Annotated in this window: 11 protein-coding genes and 7 pseudogenes; 11 read left to right on the top strand and 7 right to left on the bottom strand. The window is 59.9% G+C overall.

Annotation, left to right across the window (positions count from 1 at the left end):
* The first annotated feature begins 1 nt into the window (after position 1).
* A pseudogene (locus NKH52_RS32525) lies at positions 2–493 on the top strand (transposase).
* 459 nt (positions 494–952) lie between these two features.
* On the opposite strand, the pseudogene NKH52_RS32520 reads toward NKH52_RS32525, so the two are convergent.
* Positions 953–1,742, bottom strand: a pseudogene (locus NKH52_RS32520) (IS110 family RNA-guided transposase); the annotation flags it as partial.
* Here NKH52_RS32520 and NKH52_RS32515 point away from each other — a divergent pair.
* Positions 1,740–2,186: pseudogene (locus tag NKH52_RS32515) on the top strand (PALP domain-containing protein); the annotation flags it as partial. The pseudogenes NKH52_RS32520 and NKH52_RS32515 overlap by 3 nt on opposite strands.
* Before the next feature lie 99 nt (positions 2,187–2,285).
* A pseudogene (locus NKH52_RS32510) lies at positions 2,286–2,476 on the top strand (transposase); the annotation flags it as partial.
* 108 nt (positions 2,477–2,584) lie between these two features.
* Here the strand turns inward: NKH52_RS32510 and NKH52_RS32505 are convergent.
* The 4 genes and pseudogenes from NKH52_RS32505 to NKH52_RS32490 all read right to left on the bottom strand — a co-directional run.
* Positions 2,585–2,799: pseudogene (locus NKH52_RS32505) on the bottom strand (IS21 family transposase); the annotation flags it as partial.
* Between the two features lie 209 nt (positions 2,800–3,008).
* Complete coding sequence (locus tag NKH52_RS32500; RefSeq protein WP_352610641.1) at positions 3,009–3,221, bottom strand: amino acid kinase family protein; 213 nt, start codon at positions 3,219–3,221, stop codon at positions 3,009–3,011.
* A 530-nt stretch (positions 3,222–3,751) separates the two neighbouring features.
* Entirely contained in the window at positions 3,752–4,447 is a 696-nt protein-coding gene (locus tag NKH52_RS32495; protein WP_023736364.1) for an OmpW/AlkL family protein, read from the bottom strand.
* Between the two features lie 170 nt (positions 4,448–4,617).
* Positions 4,618–6,660, bottom strand: a pseudogene (locus NKH52_RS32490) (prolyl oligopeptidase family serine peptidase).
* A gap of 409 nt (positions 6,661–7,069) precedes the next feature.
* On the opposite strand from NKH52_RS32490, the gene NKH52_RS32485 reads away from it, so the two are divergent.
* The 8 genes and pseudogenes from NKH52_RS32485 to NKH52_RS32450 all read left to right on the top strand — a co-directional run.
* Positions 7,070–7,423: a transposase gene (locus NKH52_RS32485; protein WP_198020854.1), complete on the top strand. Its 354-nt coding sequence runs from the start codon at positions 7,070–7,072 to the stop codon at positions 7,421–7,423.
* Between the two features lie 12 nt (positions 7,424–7,435).
* Positions 7,436–7,624 carry an IS66 family insertion sequence element accessory protein TnpB gene (gene tnpB / locus NKH52_RS32480; protein WP_084026235.1) on the top strand — a complete coding sequence of 63 codons (189 nt, stop codon included), beginning with the start codon at positions 7,436–7,438 and terminating at the stop codon, positions 7,622–7,624.
* A gap of 9 nt (positions 7,625–7,633) precedes the next feature.
* Positions 7,634–8,143, top strand: a complete 510-nt coding sequence (locus tag NKH52_RS32475; protein WP_245260282.1) for an IS110 family RNA-guided transposase — start codon at positions 7,634–7,636, stop codon at positions 8,141–8,143.
* A gap of 668 nt (positions 8,144–8,811) precedes the next feature.
* Complete coding sequence (locus NKH52_RS32470) at positions 8,812–9,168, top strand: hypothetical protein (RefSeq protein ID WP_023736366.1); 357 nt, start codon at positions 8,812–8,814, stop codon at positions 9,166–9,168.
* A 1,069-nt stretch (positions 9,169–10,237) separates the two neighbouring features.
* Positions 10,238–11,569, top strand: coding sequence for a lysine N(6)-hydroxylase/L-ornithine N(5)-oxygenase family protein (locus NKH52_RS32465; RefSeq protein ID WP_352657517.1), 1,332 nt, complete (start codon positions 10,238–10,240; stop codon positions 11,567–11,569).
* 510 nt (positions 11,570–12,079) lie between these two features.
* Positions 12,080–12,859, top strand: coding sequence for a phytanoyl-CoA dioxygenase family protein (locus NKH52_RS32460; protein ID WP_023736370.1), 780 nt, complete (start codon positions 12,080–12,082; stop codon positions 12,857–12,859).
* Between the two features lie 287 nt (positions 12,860–13,146).
* Positions 13,147–15,195 carry a class I tRNA ligase family protein gene (locus NKH52_RS32455; RefSeq protein ID WP_352736390.1) on the top strand — a complete coding sequence of 683 codons (2,049 nt, stop codon included), beginning with the start codon at positions 13,147–13,149 and terminating at the stop codon, positions 15,193–15,195.
* A 184-nt stretch (positions 15,196–15,379) separates the two neighbouring features.
* Positions 15,380–16,365, top strand: a pseudogene (locus NKH52_RS32450) (IS481 family transposase); the annotation flags it as partial.
* Positions 16,366–17,056: 691 nt separating this feature from the next.
* Here NKH52_RS32450 and NKH52_RS32445 read toward each other — a convergent pair.
* Both NKH52_RS32445 and NKH52_RS35555 read right to left on the bottom strand, forming a co-directional pair.
* A complete protein-coding gene (locus NKH52_RS32445) occupies positions 17,057–18,514 on the bottom strand; it encodes an NAD-dependent succinate-semialdehyde dehydrogenase (protein WP_198020876.1) in 1,458 nt (485 codons plus the stop codon).
* 591 nt (positions 18,515–19,105) lie between these two features.
* Complete coding sequence (locus tag NKH52_RS35555) at positions 19,106–19,348, bottom strand: insulinase family protein (protein WP_023737115.1); 243 nt, start codon at positions 19,346–19,348, stop codon at positions 19,106–19,108.
* Positions 19,349–19,777 lie beyond the last annotated feature (429 nt).

Raw genomic sequence — 19,777 nt, 5'->3', positions numbered from 1 at the left:
TGTGCGCCTGGTGCGGGCGATCCAGAGCATCTGGCCGAGCACCCGAATCCTGATCCGGGCCGACAGCCACTATTGCAGTCCGCGGATCATCGACTGGTGTCGCGCTGACGATGTCGACTTCATCCTTGGCGTGGCGCCTACCACGACCCTACGCAAGCATGTCGCGGACCTGGAAGCCCGCTCGCTGGCGCGTTTTGAAGCCTCGGCGAAGACGAACAAGGTCCGCCGGTTCAAGGAATTCCTGGACGGCGCCGCCAGTTGAAGCCGCGTCGAGCACTCATCGCCCGCGTCAAGGTCGGCGCCCAAGGTGCCGACAGCCGCTTCATCGTCCCCAATCTTGCCGGCGGAAAGGCCAAGGGGCTCTACGAGGATCTCTACTGCCGGCGCGGCCGAGAACCACATTAAGTCCTGGAAGACGCATCTCGCCGCCGACCGCACATCCTGCACAAGAGCGACGGCCAATCAGTTCCGGCTTCTCTATTCGGCGTGTTGAGGTCAAGCGCTTTTCGAGCTTTCCGCCTCACCGGCATTGCACGTCATTCGCGGGGCCTTGCTTCTCTTCGTGATCGGCGCTCTGGCCCTGCCCTCCATGGGGATTCAGAAGAATGGGGTGGAACAATCTGTTACCGCGTCCTGATGCCCAGTGCGATCGGTACTTCCGAACTACGAACTCACCTCATCCTCGTCCCGCGAAGGACGGCTTTCCACCGGCAAGTGGAACTGTGTCACCTTCCATCGGGGGCGATGATTATCTCTATCTCCTTGTTCGGCCGATGGGGCGACTATCTCCTTCGTCCTCGTCCCGACCTTTGCTTCGGCGCTTCCCGCCGCGCGCAGTGATCGTCAAGGGTGGGGACCGAAGGACCCATCGCGCAGCGACTTGGCCCTTGACGGGCACGAGCACGGCGGCATGCTGACGCTGGTCGGGACGAGGACAGCCGGCGACTGGCATGATTTCAGTCCTGGTCCAGCGGAACTGCGTGCCGTCGCGCCAGATCCGGTGCATGATCACCGCCAACCGACGGGCGAGCGCGAAAACGGCCTTCTGTTGGCCGCGCCGCTTGGCGACGTTCATCGTCCAGGCCTTCAGCCAGGACCATTTCGTCACCCGCGTCAGCAGGGTCTGCGCGGCCTCGTAGAGCAGCGTTCGCATCATGCGATCGCCGCACAGCGAGATCCGACGATGCGGCGGCTCTCGCCGACTCGTTGAGCACCGGCGTCAAGCCCAAAATCGCCCCGACCACCTTGGAGTTCCGGAAGCGGCCCGGCATGTCGATCGTGGCGGTGTAGGCCAGCGCCACGACCGGGCCGACACCGGGAATCGACATCAGCCGGCGGCAATTCTCGTCACCCGGACGATGGTCAAAACCTTGCGGTGCAGGGCGGCAAAATTCTGGCGCAGCTTGGCGCGTGCCTCGAGCAGCGGTTCGATGATCTCGGCCCAGATCGGGCATGCCGTCGGTGAGCTCGCGGATGCGCTCCGCGAAGCCGGCTGGGCCGACTTTGCCGACCTTGAGCCCGAAATTGCGCAGCAAGCCGCGGATGTCGTTCTCGACGGCAATGGCCTTTTCCTGTAGGAGGTTGCGCGCCGTCAGCAACGCCCGGCGCTTCTGGCTCGTCAGGGTCTTCACATGCACCGGGCGAAACAGATTGACCCGCATCATCTGCGCAATGCCGCGGGCGTCAATGCGATCGGACTTGTTTGGCTGGGCCTTCAGGAAGGCCTTGGTGTGCCGGGTCTCGGATTCCCCAAGGACGGTCAACAGCGCAATGTAGTCGGTATCGATGCCTCTGCCACCCCCACCAAAACCAAGGCGCAGGTGCTAAAGATTGCCCAACATACATCGGAGCTCGTCGATCTCTGAACGGAACCCGTCGAGGATGACGTGGTGTTGCTCGAGGACCACGCATACCCGCGTTATGGCATCCCGTCCGAGGAAACGAAGGAGGCCATCCGAATGTGTGCGCGGCTCGAGGGTATGATTACCGATCCCGTTTATGAGGGCAAATCGATGCAAGGAATGATCGACCTCGTCCAGAAGGGCTTCTTTCCGGTGGTCGAGGGTCCTCTACGCGCATCTCTCGGCGGCGCGCCGGCGACCAACGGTTACAGCATCTCGCACGGCGAGAGACCTCCTGTAGGCGCCGCCGAAGCGAGGTCTTTTCATGTCCACTGTTGTTCGTAAAACCGATTGTTTTAATCCAATGCATCCACAAGACGGATGCACTTATCGATCAGATGGAGATTTCAGAGTCTTCGAATTGGCCGCGCGACGCTGAAATGGCAACAGCCGTTTGCCTTCCTCATTTCCGACGCCCGCTACGAGAAGGTGCGCGAAACCGGCATCGTCATGAGCGAACGGTGCCGATCGCGGTCGGCACCGACTGCGACGGAACGCTCCAGATCCTGGCCGTCGAGACGGCCAATCGCGAGAGCCGCTCGGCCTGGAAGGACTTCCTCGTTGAGTTCGCGGGTTGGCGGATCGCGCCGCACATCTGCCCGTTTGCACGGCCGTCCGGCAACAACAGCTGGTGGAGCGCCGAAAGCCTCCATGGTCGCCACCCAGAACGCCACGGCTCTTCGGACCACCGGATGGGTGAGGCGGACCTGGATGGTGCGGCCGATCAGCCGATGCGGAAGAAAGCCTTGTCGACCTCGACGTGGTAATTGGGATGCGCTTGGCCACCTTCCATTAGACGTTATTCGAACGGTGCCACCGGCAGCGGCCTCAAGGCTGCTCGCACGATCTCCTCGAACAGTTCGAGGCGGCGTTTGCCGACATGGCGGATCGGCCGGCTTTAGCGAGCGGAAGGAACCATGTTGATGGCCCACCGTTCTCAATGGCCGCGAGCGGGTAAGATTTGTTACCGCTTGCAATGACATTTCACAGCCCGCGTCCGTGGCAATCCTTGCTGCCATCAACTTTGTCACCATGACACCCGAACTGTGGCGAGCCAGGGAATGACCCGCCATTGCCTCTATCCGGGAGTCATGCATCTAACCTCTGTCACCAGGCGGGCTGCGGGGTTATCGTGTGGGTTTTCCGAGAAGAGCCATCTACGTTGGAAAGCAGAACGACAACGTTTACCATCTGCGCGACCCGTGCCGCTAGCCGGTCATTGTCGCCAAAACAGAGCTCCGCCGTAGCGGTCGTGTCGTTCTCGTTGATTATGGGTACGGCGCCAACTTTGAGAAGTTGTTGAAGGGTTGAAAGCTGCATTCAGGCGGCGATACTGATCGTCTATATCTTCGCGGTCAATAGTATTTGCCCAACGCCAAAACCATGGCGTTTGAAACTCTGTTCATAGGTACGCATGAGTAGAACCTGACCGATAGCGGCGGCCGTTTGCTTCTCTCAACTCGCAGAGATCTGTCCAGATTGGTTGAAGTGACTTGAGCCGACCGCGACAGCACCAGAGGCGACGATGATCACCTGCTGCCCGCGCGCGAAAAATCGGACGCATCCTCTATTAGCGTCTGAAGCCAAGGACCGCGTATCTCTCCGGTTTCTGCATCGGCCTTCACTATCAGCCGGCGAGCCGAAAGCAATCGGATCGGGCTTAATGGTGCTGCCGTTGAGTGTTGCTGCACTAGAAGTGAAGACACGTCTCTCCAATCTCACCTTTCCTGAGCGTCACGGCTTTGGAGATATAAGGGCGCACGAGGCGCCCTTCATTATTCGTATCGGCTGCCCAGACGAGCGCTTACTTCGTGGTCGGGGCTTCAACAACCGGCATTCGCCTTCCGTTGTCAGAAGCGGTAGGTGACACCTGCGCCTATCAACCAGGGATCGAGAGCGGCCTTCCCCGTCAGCTTCGCGCCGTCCACCGTGACGTCGAAGTCTGGCTTCAGGAAGAGCTTCTTCACGTCGAAGTTGACGCCCCAGTGCTGATCCACCATGTAGTCGAAGCCGACCTGCAGCGCGGTGCCGAACGTATTCTTAATCTTGAGAGCATCGGCGCTGCCGGCATCCTGGTTATAGAAGATCGTGTAGTTCACGCCGGCGCCGACATAAGGCTTGAACGCGCCGAAATCGGTAAAATGATACTGCAATGTGAGCGTGGGTGGCAGCAGCCAAACCTTGCCGATATTGCCCAGCCCGCCGATCGCTCCTTGGCCCTCGATGTTGGCATAGGTGGTGCCGAGTATGAGTTCGGCGGCGATGTTGTCCGTGAAGAAATACGAGATATCGAGTTCCGGAACCACCGTGTCCGAATAGGAAAGACCGGAGCCGGGCACCGTATTAACGTAGCCCGAATCCTCAGTGATGACCCCCAACGCGCGCAGGCGGACCTGCCAAGGGCTTGGCCATTCCGTGACCGCGGCTCCCGCCTGCGGGTCGCTCGCGCCTTGCGCAAGGTCGGCCGCGACGGCCTGCTGTCCCGCCAGTATCAGGACGATGGCCGCTGTTGCTCCCCGCGCCACGCCCGTTTGCTTTCTCGCCATGATATCTCTCCTTGCTCTTCAGAAATGATCGATTGCACTATGAAAAACCCTGTTGGAATTGCTTGAGATTAACGGAGCAACTGCGTGACTGTGCACACATATTTGCACCGTGCTCGTGATCAGCAATCTGTACTCCCTATTGAAATGTTGCTCGTGTTGGCACCGGTCACCTATCGACCGATATCGGTTTGCCAGCCGATCGAACTGCGAAGGAAATTGTACCCAGCGCAATGAACGCGGTCCGCTCCAGGTTGTCCTTGCCGTAGCCGTGCCCGCCCGCGCGGCCGGATAGCCGAGAGCTTCGCGGCCATCTTACGCGCGTGGCCCGGATGGACGCGGTCGTCCCGCTCCGTGGTGGCGAGCGGGATAGGCGGATAGGGCTGTCCCGGCGCCGCGGCGTGATAGGCGGAGTTTTCCTTCAGGAAAGTCCAATCGTCCGGCTTGTCAGGATCGCCATATTCGTCAATCCAGCTCGCACCCGCCAAAAGCTTGGTGTAGCGATGCATGTCGGTAAGTGGGATTGTGCTAAACAGTGCGCCGAAATGATTGGCGATTAGGAGGCCGCCATTTGAGGCGCCCTCGGCGGCAATCCGCCTCGGCCGCGTAATGCCCCTTCGCACCAGGTCGGTGGCAACAGCGGCGAAATCGTCATGGGCCAGGCGTTTGCCCTGTCTGCGCCCGGCGTCGTGCCAACGGCTGCCGAACTCGCCGCCGCCCCGGATGTTGGCGACCACGCACGTGCCGCCGCGTTCTAACGACAGCTTGCCGATCGAGGAGTTGTAGTAGGGCAGGACCGATACGCCGAACCCACCGTGGGCGGTGAAACAAACCGGGGCATCTCCGTTCCCGCTCGCCGGGCCGACCTGCGTATAGGGGATCATCTCCCCATCGGTCGAGACTGCCTCGTGGCGCGTGACCACCAGTCCGGATGCGTCGAAATGCTCCGGGCTGCGCCTCAGGATCACTGGGGCGCTGAGAGGTGGCGCGGCATTGAGGTCGATCAGAAAAAGCTGCGGCGGCGTGATCGGGTCTTGAGCCGAAACGAGGACCTCTCCATTGGTCTGGTGACGTTCCGCATCGAATGAGCAGAGGTGAACAGTCCCTTCGGCGGGCACGGTGTCCAGGGCTCGGCGCGTCCATTCCTGGCGGCTGGAGGTGAACATCTCGAAATGCGGAACGAGGTTGACGAGGTAGGAAATGATGAGCTTCCCGTCATTCCAGAAGAATGACTGCAAGGAGCGCCTGTCGCCTGATTCAAAGAGGGCGGCAAGACTGGGCTCGCCGGCGATGAACGAGGAAAGCGAGATGCCGATCAGCGCGTCGGCGGCATGGGTCGCCCCTCCCACCGTCCACGGCTTGCGCGGCCTTACCCCCAGCCAGTCGCCGAATCCATTCCAGCGGGCGTCCCATGGGAGGTCCATCTGTATCTTCGGCCCGCTCCTGTCGCCGATATGACCTATCATTTCGAAGAAGGCCGGCGTCTCGATGAACCAAAGGCGGTCGCTCCCGGCAGTACGGTCCAAATGACCAGATACGCCGGGGGATTCGGAATCGGCCTCGAAGATTACCGCTGAGGTGAGCGGATCCGCGCCACGCTTCCACAGCCGCACGGTGCGCGCGTAGCCGGAGCGCGTGGCCATGCCATCACCAAACGCACTAGAAAGCAGAAGCGGGTCAGGGTCGAGCCAATTAACCCCGCCCTTGGCATCCGCGAGGGTGAAACCGTCGGCGACGAAGCTAAGAGGCTTCAGATCGAATTCGCGATGCACGACCGCATCGCTTCCGCCGCGCGACAGGCGCAGAACGGCTCTTTCGCGTCTCTCCGGCTCGATCGACACGCCCCAGATCCAGTCCTCTCCGTCGCTAACGGCGACGGCGTCCAGATCGAGCAGTGCCTCCCATTGGGGATCCGCCTTCATGTAGGCGGCAAGGGTGCTCCGGCGCCACAGTCCGCGCCGGTTGCGGGCATCTTGCCAGAAATTGTAGAGGTAATGACCCTTGCGCTTGATCTGGGGAGTTTTGTCCGGACGGTCGAAAATCGCTGTGAGGGCGGCGCGGTCGCGCTCGAATTGCGTTCCACCAAAGTGCCCCAGTGTCCTGGCCGACTGGCTGGCGGTCCAGTCGAGTGCCCGTTCGCCTTCTATATCTCCAAGCCAAAGATAGGCATCATCGTCGGGAGCATTCAGAGTTGGACGGAAATCGAACGCGATCATGTCAGTACAACCTGAAGAATGACCGCGCAAAGGCTTCCTTCCGCTCGGGAAAGCTCAGTGTTTGCGGCGGCGACCGCATGCTCGGCGAGCGTGATCATGGGATGAGGTCTTCTCAGTTGGTGCGGCGCGGCAGTGCGTTTGCGCATAGGACTTGCATGTGTCGTGCCAACCAGGAAAACGTTTTCAGAACAATACGATCACTTTGATAGCGCTGTGTCTTATGTCCGACATCGTCGTACTTCCGACAATGACTGCGACGGTAGGCGCCTGATCGATCTAGTGTAAGCGCGGAGCCAATCCCATCTGGCGCGGCATCAGATGATGGGTGAGAGATGATGACACTGAAGGAGCGAGGAGCTTGCGGCGTCAATTTCTATGTCTGCGCCTATGTCTGATGATAGAAGTTTCCATGTTCTTGAGGCGGTTCCGAACCGGAGGCAAGCCAGCAGCGTCTGCGGCGCTGGTCGGCGCAAGCGAAGGCACGGCTCTGATCGAGGCGACGCTGAAGCGGGGCGCCTATGTGTCGGCGATCGCGCGAGAGGCTGGAGTGGTGACCTCGCACCTGTTCGGCTGGCGGCGCAAGGCGATCAAGAGCGGTGCGGTGACGCCGCAGCGGGATGCGGATCGAATTGGCTTTGTCGAGGTCACCCAAGCGGCGTCTTCAACGGTGGAGATCTGTTGGGGCGATGTGGTCATTCGGGCTGGCGCCGATGTCGGCCAGGATCATTTGGCCAGGATTATTCGCGCGGTCCGCCAGGCATGATTCCGGCCGGGCGTGAAGGTGTTGGTCGCCAGCCATCCGGTCGATTTTAGAAAAGGTCCCGACGGCCTTCTGGCACTGGTGCGCGATGCCAGCTCGGACCTTTTCAACTGCGCGCTTTACGTCTACCGCGCCAAAAGAGCTGACAGGGTAAAGATCGTTTGGTGGGACGGGTCTGGGGTTTGCCTTTGCCCTCGTCATTGAGGGCAACGAATGATCCCGGCGACCGTGCGTTCGGCACTGTTGCCGTTGGTGCGCCAACTGAGCGGACTTGATGCCGAGATCAGGCAGAGCGATCAGGCTATTCTGGCCCTTGCCAAGACTGATGAAATGGCACGCCGTCTGATGACCGTTCGCGGCATCGGCCCCATTACTGCTTCCGCGCTTGCGGCGAGCATCCAGGATATCTCCACCTTCTCAGGTTCGCGCGAATTCGCCGCCTTCTTAGGGCTCACGCCACGGCAAAACTCCTCCGGCGGAAAGGAACGGCTGGGACGCGTCTCCACGATGGGTAACCGACATTTGCGCAAGCTGCTCGTAGTCGGCGCTCATGCCGTTCTGTTCCATCGCAAGCGTTCCGGCGATGCGTTGGGAAACCGGGCGGATCGCCTGATGGAGACCAAGCCCTTCAAGCTTGTCGCCGTGACGACCGCCAACAAGCTCGCCCGTATCGTCTTCGCACTTATGCGCGACGCAACATACTATGCCGGCACACCGGCGTAACAACAGCATCGGCAAAGGCCGCTAACCGGAATCGAGGGTGACAATGACGTGATGGGAACAGACGAGGACAGATCCTGAAAGCCTGCAGCATAGTCGGAGCTTCGAGCTCGCTCTCTTGATCAGGCCAAAGGATCAGCGGATACCATCAGGGCAAGAAGTCACAAGACCCCAGCAACAGGCCGGAGACATGACCGCACCCGCGACCATCCCATCGCTGAAAACAAACCCTTGATCAGCGGGCGCCGTCCAGACATGACTATTTTGTATTGCACGACGGACTGCCTCTGTCGTCGTGGCGCTGCCGTGTAGAACCTGGCCCATAGTGCCTCCTTCCATTCGGAAGAAAATAATGCATCATCAAAGCTCGGGACCAACACCTAGAGTGCCATTCAGCTTTTTTTATTTCATTGTAGACACTCCAGCTGAAATGACGCCCTTGACCCTGCCGCTCTGAGCGCAGCACCCGTGGCAGACGGCGCTTCCATCGTTCACTTCGCGGCAAAGGCCGATGGCGCCCCAGAAAGTGATGAGGGCAGCGCAACCAAAAACGTTTGCATCGCGGCTTCGGTCCTCGGCCCTTGACTAGTTGGCGGCGATGTACAGGGATTTCCCGAGAGCCTACGTCGACCGTGCAAAGGCCTGCAACTGCTGAGTGAGAGGAGGGACGCTTGGACGAACACGATCCGAAGGAAGAGCTGATCGAGACGATTTTTCGCAACGGCACAATCACCGTCGTCGGCATTCTGCTTGCCTTTTCGCTCGGCTTCGTCACGCATTGGGCGGCGAACCCCATGCCATGGCGGCTCTACGACCTGTTCGCCGTTGTGCCGATCCTGGTCGGCATCACGTTGCAGTTGCGGGCGCTGTCCCTGCTACTCGACATGAGTTCGTTGCGCCGACCCATCTACGAACGCGCCAACCGCATCTTCATGGCCGGCCTTATCCTGACCGCGTGCGGCGTCGGGCTGGCCATCCTGCTCGATGTCTTCGCAATGTCGATGAAGGGCACGCTGCCCGGCGCTTGACGGCCTGTCCCTGCGCTTTGGAGCTGCCGCAATCGGCCGACGCGACGCGTCAGATCCGACGGTTCCTAGTGCTTTCCCCCAAGCAGCGTCAGCCTTCTTCCCGAAGAACGCTTTCTCTAGATGCATTAGCGGATGTTTAGAGCGTGGGCCTGCCGGAAATTACGTCTCGGTGGCATAACCCGCATAGCTTTTAGGGTGTTGCCAGGAAGACCGATTCGGAGCGCGATCTCCTGGCGATTACACCTCAGGGGCGCCATCGGCGTTTCGAAGCCGGACATGAACTTCGCAATGCGAAGTGCCGCCTGAAGCGTATCGAGGAATGCATCGCTGAAATACCGGAGAAATGTGGCCGTTAGCGCAAGCTTCGCCGCTCTCAATTTTTGCCACGCGGTCGGCTGGTCGGCGGGGAACAGATGCCGATCGTGCGGGTACTCTGTCCGGCAGAGACGCAAGGTTCTGCACTGTCTGTTCATGAAGACTTCGTGCAGGTCTCCACAAGAGAAGTATTCTGGTGCAGAAGGTGCCCGATTAGCTATCGGAATAAGGCGACATCGATTGCAAATCGGGCGCCGCAGTGAGGCGTCCCCCCCCCCAATGTCGGATTTCCGACAGGATCGTAAATCCGCCAACCCTTTGTTTAATAAAATTTCCTTCTCTGGCACGGCCCATGCATGGGACTCTGCGAACGCATCAGCGAGACGTCGTCCATGATCATGCGCACCGAAAATGCCGTCGCCGCAGTGAAACCTCGCTCTCGCCTGCCATCAAGCCGCCGAAAGGCCGGCGCGTCATGGTCGAGGCAGGCGATTGCGCCGGCTTCAAACACCTTAGTGGGCCTGGAAAGCTCCTCGCGTGACGGCGAGGGGGGCATCCAGACGGGCGGAAAGGACAAACGTCGTTGCCCCACGTCGCCGGCATGACCCGTCGATTGTTACCGCGCTGGGATGCGCGGGTCTACATGCGAAGACCCGAACGCGCAGGACAAATTCTCGCAAGCCCGGTCGGGACTGGGGCTCGAAGTTCGTGAGCGGAGGCTAATGGCTATGGCCGATATTCGCCAAGCCGTCTAGTGGGAAGACGCTATAGGAGGAAGCAGGTGGATTTATCTTGCGTTGGGATCGGTGCTGGCCCGTCCAATTTGAGCCTTGCGTGTCAGATACACGAGCAAGTTGGGAAAGGGGCAGTGTTCCTGGATCGGCAGGTCGACTTCCGCTGGCATCCAGGCATCGCATTCGATTCCTCGGAGCTCCAGGTCAGCCACTTCAAGGACCTGGTCACTCTAGTGAATCCGCGATCAGCCTACACTTTCGTAAACTTCCTGCACGAGAACGGGCGTCTGTATCACTTCCTGAACGCACAGTTCGAAGCCGTGCTCAGAGTGGAGTTCGAACAATACCTGAACTGGATCTTCCACAGGAACCCACTTGTGCGTGGCGGCGAGACAGTGCGCGAAATCTGCTTTGACGGCGAGTTTCAGGTGCGGACGGATAAGGCGGTTCTCGGCGCCAGAAACGTTGTGGTCGGCATTGGCAAGCAGGCGCAGATTCCGCCTCAATTTCAGGGCTGGATTGGGCGCAACCTGTTCCACGCATCGGTTTTACTGCACATCCACCCTGAGGTCCGGAGAAAGCATGTCTGCGTGGTCGGCGGAGGCCAGTCGGGAGCCGAGGTGATGTTGCACCTTGTCGGCCTGCCGAACGAACGGCGGCCTGCCTCGATCACTTGGGTCTCGCAGCGCGAAAACTATCTGCCTCTGGACAACAGCCCGTTCACAAACGAGTTGTTCATGCCCTGCTTTTCGGATCGCTTCGCGGCGATGAGCGAGTCGCAGCGTAAGCTGCTCCTGCGACGTTTCGTGCTTGCTTCGGACGGCATTTCAGAAAGCACGTTGCGCGCGATCTATCAGGCGCTGTACCGCCACGCATTTTTCGAGCCAAACCGATGCGACATCACACTGCGGCCGGGCTGCACCGTCTCGCACTGCATTAACGCCGGACCGGGTCACAGGCTGACCCTGCAGCATGGCATGGACGATGTCGAAGAAGTCACGGCTGACATCGTCATCCTGGCTACCGGCTACGAGAACGCCGTCCCAAGCTTGTTGCAACCGATCATGAGCCGCTTGGAGCAGATCGACAATGAATTAGCTATTCGCGAGGATTTTTCGGTGAGCTGGGACGGACCGTGTGACAGACGCATCTTCGTACAAAATGCGAGCCTCGGGCAGCGCGGCCTGGCCGATCCGAACCTAAGCTTGCTGGCCTGGCGCGCGCGCCGCATCCTCGATAGCCTTCTTGGGCGCGCGCCATGCGCGAACCTCGAGCATCCTGGCTTCGTTACCCATACCTCGATCGAGAGCTGGCCCGACCCCGCAGCCGAAGAAATGGGCAGCGGGATATGACTCGTCCACTTTTGATCATCAGCGGTCCAGCATACTGGCAACGATGTCCGCCTCCGCTGCGGCGAAGGCCGGAGACTTCTCCGATATGATCGTGACCGACCAAGCCCTTCGACCAAGCGGCGCATCGCATCACTCTGGGGGCGTGCATTTCCCCTACGGTTTCCAACACCGTACCAGGTCGCTCACTCGAAAGAGCGCCGTGGTCTTGGCGGCCATGGCTGGGTCGGCAGTTAGCGGATGGCGCGGGCCTTTAGCAATGCGTGTCGTGGTTGGACCGGGTGAAGCGATTGATACGGCCCAATTTACACAACCCCTGGATCCGGCTGAGCCTGACATAGGCTATCTCGCGCCGAGCTTCTGCGGACAATATCCGCCGGAGCGGAACGCACTTAGCATCGCCGTCCCACATCACGTGAGTTCCGTCTCCGTGGACCCGCAACTTGATCCGCGCCCGACCGACCCAACTGGGATGTCTGACCAAACTAGTTTTTCCAACAGGAGGCTTTTCGCATGTTGACTGATGCACAAAGAGAAAAGTGGCAGAAGGACGGATACGTCAGGCTCGAACGGTTCTTCACTCCAGCAGATCAGGAAAATATCTCTACTTTTATCGAAGATATGTCACGCTGGGATGTCAGTGATGATAAATGGCTCATGTGGTTCGAGAAGACGACGGATGATCGAAAGATCACCTCCAAGATCGAGAATTTTCTCGACTTCCATGATCCATTGCGCCGTTTGCTCTTAGAAGATCAGCGCATAAAGTCAGCGGTCGAGGATTTGCTTGGCGAAGCTTCGCGCAGGCTCAAGGAGTTGCTGATTTTCCACTATCCAGACAGCGGCGGCTATCTCCCGCATCAGGACATTTATCACATTCCACACAAACTCCCCGACCGAATGGTCCATGCGGTGGTTGCCATAGGCGTCGACGACTCCGACCCGGAAAACGGCGGGCTTTTTTTCAGCCCCGGCAACCACGAAAAGGGGGTGTTTCCTATGGATGCCGGTGGGGTGATCTATCCTCAAGTTGCCGAAAAGTTCTCCTGGGAACCCGTAGTATGGAAGGCTGGCGACATCTTCATCTTCGACGATTACGCACCGCACTACTCACGACCGAACAAAAGCAATCGTTCTCGGCGGACACTCTACTTGGTGTTCCAGCGTGCCTCAACCGGCGGGCCGACCCGCGCTCAATATAACGTGCTTAAGCGCGCCCTTAACCCGCCCGAGGGCAAAGTGGCCGATCTCGACAATCTCAAGCCGCCAAATGGCATCTTCTATCGCGATTGAGCTCACGCAGGCCAGGCGGAGGCATGCACACGACTGATCGACCGCTCAAAAATGCGCGGACCGTATGGCCGTCTGATTTGCGGGCTCGCGGAGCATCGACCGCAGCCCGTTACGACGCTTTGGCACGTGGATTGCGGAGGTGGTCGCAGGCGGTCTTCTGTGCGCCTACAGCCCGACCAGTGCCCCCCTTGCTCGCCCGCTTGCCGGCCCAGAGCTGCACTATCCTGGCACCGTCAACGGGTCGGGCTACCGTTTTCTCTCCACGAATTGCACGGGAGGCTGTTGCGTTGGCAGCCGAAATCCCACTGCTTCAACAGGTTAGGTTCGTTGTCATGCGCAAGTACTCGTTTTGTCGAACGGAGCTGTCGCGGGCGTTCGGTATCGACATGGCCACGCTTGGAACGGGCAGCGCTCGCACGGGATTTTCATTGGGAAAGGTTGGACCCGGCGTCACATCCGAGCCCCATCGGCACGACGAAATCGAAGCCTTCGTGGTCCTGTCTGGCGCGGGCAGGGTCACGACCGACCGTGGGGAAATTTCGGTCGAGGCGGGTGACGTCGTTGTGTTCCACCCTTTTGAAGCGCATGTGCTGCGCAACCATGGGGACGAAGACCTAAATTTCGTCGATGTCTACTGGCGAGACGACGACGCCGCTCATCATGTCGCTGCAAAGCTCACGGCTCCCCGCGGGCCGACTTTCGTCTTCTCCACGCCGCCGACGCCCAATGGCGATCTGCATCTGGGGCATCTTTCCGGCCCCTATTTTGGCGCCGACGTCTACACGCGCTTCCTGCGCATGAAAGGGGTCGAAGCCTATCATCTGACTGGGAGCGATGATTTTCAAAGCTACGTCGCCGCGCGCGCTGATGCCGATCAATCGACGCCGGCAAACGTGGCGCGCTACTATGCCGACGAGATTCGCGCCACGCTTGCACTTTTCGATTGTGCGGTCCACAGCTTCCAACTCACGACGGGCGATGACGATTACGGGGAGTTTCAAGCCGCCTGTTTCCGCAGTCTTCTGAGCAGCACGGCGATAGATCTACGCCAGAGCCCTGCGCTTTTCGATGCCGTGACAGGCCGTTATCTTTACGAAACGGATGTAAGCGGCCTCTGCCCCGATTGCGGCGGGTCCGCGGGTGGCAACATCTGCGAGGACTGCGGCGCCCCAAACCTTTGCCACGACCTGCGTGCAGCCCAATCACGGCAGTCTGCCGAGGCGCCGCTGGTCGGCTCCGTCCGCCGTCCGGAACTTGCCATGGACCAATGCTACGACAATATCGACCGGCATCTAAGGGCGTCGGGCGTCCCGCTACGGATCTTGGATCTCTTCGCGCGCCTACGCCAACGCGGCGACTTTTCAGTGCCCGTTACCCACCCCTCGGACTGGGGCCTGCCGGCCGAGGGGTTCCCGGGGCAGGTGATCTGGGTGTGGCCGGAGATGGCATTCGGTTTTCTGTACAACATCCAGGCGCTCGGCCGCTCGATGGGTCGCGACTGGAAGGCGGAGATGCCCGGCAACGACTGGCAGATTGTCCACTTCTTCGGCTTCGACAATTCGTTCTACCACGCGCTACTCTACCCGGCTCTTTACGCCGAGGTCTTCTCCCACTGGACGCCACGCATTCGCTATCACGTCAACGAGTTCTACCTGCTCAACGGCAAGAAGTTCTCAACCAGCTGCCGCCATGCGGTCTGGGGCAAGGAGGTTCTGAGCCCAAAGACAGTCGACGTCGTGCGCCTTCATTTGGGCCTGACACGCCCGGAAGGTGAGCGGACGGATTTCACGCTGGACGCGCTGCGCCGCACCGAGAAAGAGGTGTTCCATAGCATCTGGCTGAACTGGCTTGAGGCGTTGAACCAGGAAATCAAGCAGGATTTTGCCTGCCGTGTACCCGATGCAGGCGACTGGAGCCCGGTCGACCGCGCCTTCTTTGCTCGCATAGAGATCCATCGCGCTGCGATGGAGCGCGCCTATTCGGACGAAGGCTTCTCGGTTCGGCGCGCGGCCACTCAGGTCTGCGAATTCGTGCGCGATTGCGTTATCTACCGCGGGGCGCGAGACTTTGCGGCGGCGCGACGTTTCTATCCTGCCCGCAATCGGACTTCGCTAGCCCTTCAGACGACGGCCGCTGCGATCCTGGCACCGACACTCGCTCCGCTGATGCCCCGCTTCGCCAAAACGCTGGCGCGAGGCATCGATGGCGCCTCAACCGAAACATGGCCCCGGTCCGTCCAGCGCCTTGCGCCCGGGACGCGCTTTGATCTCGGACCCGTGTTGGTGTTCTACGCCAAATCCGGCAATCCTCATCTCGACGACGAGGAAACACTATGAGCCCAAAGGTGCACCAGTGAGCTGTCCCCATCTCGACCAGATCTGCGCGGCAATCAAAGCCGACGATGCCAAATATCTTGACTCGTTGTCACTGGCGAGGGAAGCCGCTCTGAACGGTAGAGCCTAGATGTTTGATCCCAGATTTTGATGGGGCATCCTTGTCCTCCGAATCAAGGGATGCGCTATGGGCCAGGTTCTTCATGGGAGCGCCACGACGACAGAGGCGGTCCGTCGAGCGATACAGCAAGTCAAGAGAGCCTGAGGGCGCTGGCGAAGCGCTACGGGATCAACCAAAAGACTGTTGCCAAATGGCGGGAACGGACCTCGGTGGCAGATTTGCCGACCGGTCCGAGAGAGCCTAGAGCGACAGTGCTCTTGCCCGAGGAGGAGGCCGTCATAGTCGCCTTCCGGCGCTACACTCTGTTGCCACTCGATGACTGCCTCTATGCCTTACAACCGACGATCCCACACCTGACGCGCTCATCACTGCATCGCTGCCTGCAGCGCCACGGCATCAGCCGCCTGCCGGACGTAGAAGGCGACAAGCCGGCGAAGAAGAAGTTCAAGAGCTATCCGATCGGCTACTTCCACATCGACGTCGCCGAGGTGCGCACAGAACAGGGCAAGCTGCACATGTTCGTCGCTATCGACCGCACCTCGAAAATTCGCCTTCGTCGAACTGCATGAGAAGGCCACCACCGCCATATCGAGAGACTTCCTACTGCGCCTGATCGCGGCCGTGCCCTACAAGATCCACACTGTCCTCACCGACAACGGTATCCAGTTCACGACGCCCGGCGCCGGCGGTTCGGCCGTGCCATTGATCAAGGAGGCCATCGCAAACGGCGAACGCTTCTGGGCCCATGCCTTCGAATACGCTTGCGCCACGAACGACATCGAGCACCGAACGACCAAGGCAAGGCATCCGTGGACCAACGGCCAGGTCGGAGGATGAACCGGACTATCAAGGATGCAACCGTCAGGCGTTTCTATTACGAGAGCCACGACCAACTCCGCCAGCACCTTGCCGACTTCATCTCGGCCTACAACTTCGGTCGCAGGCTCAAGACCCTCAAAGGCCTTACGCCCTACGAGTTCATCTGCAAGGCGTGGGCGTCACAACCGGAACGCTTCAAACTCGATCCGCTCCAGCAAATGCCGGGACTAAACATCTATTCTAGATTAGCTGACCTGACCCAACGCGTCGTCAAACAACCCTGGCCCGCCTTCAAGGACCGCTCGGCTGATCGCTTCCCAGCCCTTGCTGTTCGTGCCGAAAATGCGTGTGGGCTCGACTGGGCTGACCAACCTCTTCGGCATCGGGATTTCCGTCCTCCAGCCGGTCAATGCTGTCATTCGGTTCGACCCGCTTGGTCAACCTGGCGCGCCTTGGACCGTGCGCCGATCACCAGTGTGGATGCGAATGCCGCGTGATGGTACCTTCGATTCTGTGCGAGCGTGTACCGGCGCGGCAGTCAGCCGAAGAACAGCTGAGCTACTGATAGAATGGAGCAGGTCCAAATTCTGCCCCTGAAGCCGGATATTGCTCAATCAGCGTTGACGATGGCTTGGTGCACAAGCTTCCGACCAGACCGCGCAACGAACCCGTCGCCTGAGGATAGTCGGCGAGGGCCGCCAAATCGCAAGCGTATCCTCCGTCGCATGCGCGCCGTCTTCGCCGAAAATGCAGACGCTTGTCTCGTCGAGAGATACATCCAGCTATTTTAGGGGGCTCCTCAGGATTGGGTGTTTGCTCGGGTGCGGACCGCCCCTCAGTTCCCAATCGAGGAGCGATTCTACAATTCACATGTTTGGACATCGCTCGCTAGGTGCCCCGTCTGTGAACCTGCAAGCCGATGCTTCAGATACCGCCCATGCAGAGATATTTCATTTCGAGGTAGTCCTCGAGGCCATGGCGGGATCCCTCCCGCCCGATGCCGGACTGTTTTATCCCACCGAACGGCGCCGCTTCCGAAGACATCCGGCCGGTATTTACCCCGACCATTCCATATTCCAAGGCCTCGGCGACACGCCAGACACGCTTCAGGTTCGTGGCATAAAAATAGGCCGCGAGGCCGTAGATCGTTTCATTGGCATCGCGGACGACCTGATCCGCATCTTTGAAGCGAATAATCGGTGCGAGCGGCCCGAATGTCTCTTCTCGCGCGACGGTCATCTCGCTGGTGACACCGGTCAGGACCGTTGGTTGGAAAAACGTGCCATTCGTGCCGAGGCGTTTGCCCCCGCATCGGATTGCGCCGCCTTTAGTTACGGCATCGGCAATATGGGATTCAATCTTGGCCAAAGCCTGCTTGTCGATGAGGGGTCCGATGTCCACTCCGGGCGCGAAACCGTCACCAACTTGAAGTTGGCGAGCCCGTTCCACGAATTTCTCGACGAACTCGTCGTGAACGCCCGACTGGACGTAAAGGCGGTTCGCTGAAACGCAGGTCTGGCCGGCATTGCGGTACTTCGCCTGGATCGCACCGTCAACCGCGGCATCGATATCGGCATCATCGAAAACGATGAAGGGTGCATTGCCGCCGAGCTCTAGGCTGACTTTTTTGATCTGGTCCGAGCACTGGCGCATAAGTAAGCGCCCGATCTCAGTAGAGCCGGTGAAGCTGATCTTGCGGACCTTGGGATTTGTGCAAAGTTCGCGGCCGACCGCGTGACCTTCGGACGCATAGATCAGGTTGACGACGCCTTCGGGGAAGCCTGCCTGATGGGCGAGGGCGAACATTGCTCCAGCCACGAGCGGCGTCTGTTCAGCGGGCTTGAGGACAATCGTGCAGCCCGCCGCCAAGGCTGGCGAGATTTTGCGCGCCACCATCGAGGCCGGGAAATTCCATGGGGTTATCGTGCCGACCACCCCGATGGGCTGCTTGATCACCAGCATTCGGCGGTCCGTCGATGGTGCGGAGATCGTCTCGCCATAGACGCGATTTGCCTCCTCGGCGTACCATTGCAGATACGCCGCAGCATGCGATATCTCCGATTTGGCCTCGGCAAGCGGCTTGCCCATCTCCGCGGTGAGAATTGCAGCGAGATCGTCGGTGTGGTCGATGATCAACTCATGCCATCGCCATAGAACATCGCTGCGCTCACGTGCGGTAAACCCTGCCCATCCAGGCTGCGCGACATAGGCCTTCTCGATTCCAGCGCATGTCTCTTCGACTCCCATGTCAGGTAGTTCTGCCAGCACTTCGCCGGTCGACGGGTTGAGGACCTCGAATGTCCGCTCTCTAATCCGCGTGCCAAGTGCCGGCAGGCGATCGATGGGTCCAAACAGGTCAGGGGATCTCAGGTGACGGATCATCGGCGGGCACAGGGGCAATCGGTTTCCTCCTCAACGCCAGGCGTATATAGCAGGTTCGGTGTGTAGTCCGGACTTCCAAGCTCCTCATAGGACCTCGGCCAGACAGCTAGCAGACCACGGTTGCCAACTGGAAAGGGAGAATACCTGAATTCGCTAGAAGATGAGTCGCGGTTCTACTAGCCGGGCTCGACCGGCGGTTGCGCGCGGGGCCGTCCGGCCCCCCCCCAACCCTGCCATAGGTCTTCGCGGCCAGCGCCTGGTTCTACGTGCCGGCCACCGCGTCGTTCGGTCGGCAATATTTGTTGTAGATCGTGAATGCGTCGGTGCCGTTCAGCTTTTCCATCTCTCGCATCCAGCCGTTTGACCGGAAATGCGGTAGGGCTGATTTGGCCGCAATGTCGTGTTGACCTCCTCGTCCAGCAGACCTGTGGGTTCGTCTCTCTGCGCCAACGGCGCTCCTCCAGGATCACATTTCGCTCGGTCTTGATAACATCCTCGTTGAGGATGAGGTTGAACATGCGATCGGCCTCGAAGCCCATCATCTCGCCCAAAACGAGTCAGAGGCGGTGAGGGCGTTATTGTAGCCGCCACTCACTTGGACGGCTCGGTGAACTCGCTGTTGGCGCGGTTGGTGGTCGCTTTGAAGATCAGACGCTCGAGGAAATGGGCAAGTCCGGGTTTGCCGGGTGCTCGTCGGCGCTGCCGACCTTGTACCAGACCATATGAGTCACGATTGGCGCGCGGTGATCGGGGATGTCGACGCATGCCATTGCCGAGCAGGAAATCCGCGATCTTGCCGCCGTCGGTGGCGGCCAGAGCCGGAGCTGTCGTCACCAGGGCTAGGGCGGTGGCAGTGAACGCCTTGCGCAGCTAGGGGGGCGATCGATGGCTGCGTTTGGCAAGGCAAAGGGTTCGAGGCAAAAGTGATTTGTTCCTCTTTTTAATGAACGCGCTGCGTCTTCGCCTCCCCGTGGGAGGATCGGCGGGCAGCGCCGAGCCAGATGAATCATGGGCCCAGGGCTCACTCGAGCCTCACCTTCGGATGGACCCAGGAGACCTGCGGCGGTGTTCTTGGGGAGGTGGCCATTGGAGGGATTTTCCTTGGTCCGCGACGTCTTGCGGACGACCAGGCATGCACGGTGCCAGATCAGAAAACCATTGGAGGCTGTTGACAAATCGGGTAGTGTGCTGAGAGTTCTGCAAATTCGCTGAGAGAGGGCGGTCATGGCAGGCTGGTGATGTTCAACGTCACCGATTCCCGCG

Origin of the sequence: Mesorhizobium sp. M1066 (assembly GCF_040318635.1) — a bacterium.
Taxonomy (GTDB): Bacteria; Pseudomonadota; Alphaproteobacteria; order Rhizobiales; family Rhizobiaceae; genus Mesorhizobium.
The sequence above is the reverse complement of the archived record's forward strand: the minus strand, read 5'-3'. Positions and strand labels throughout refer to the sequence as shown.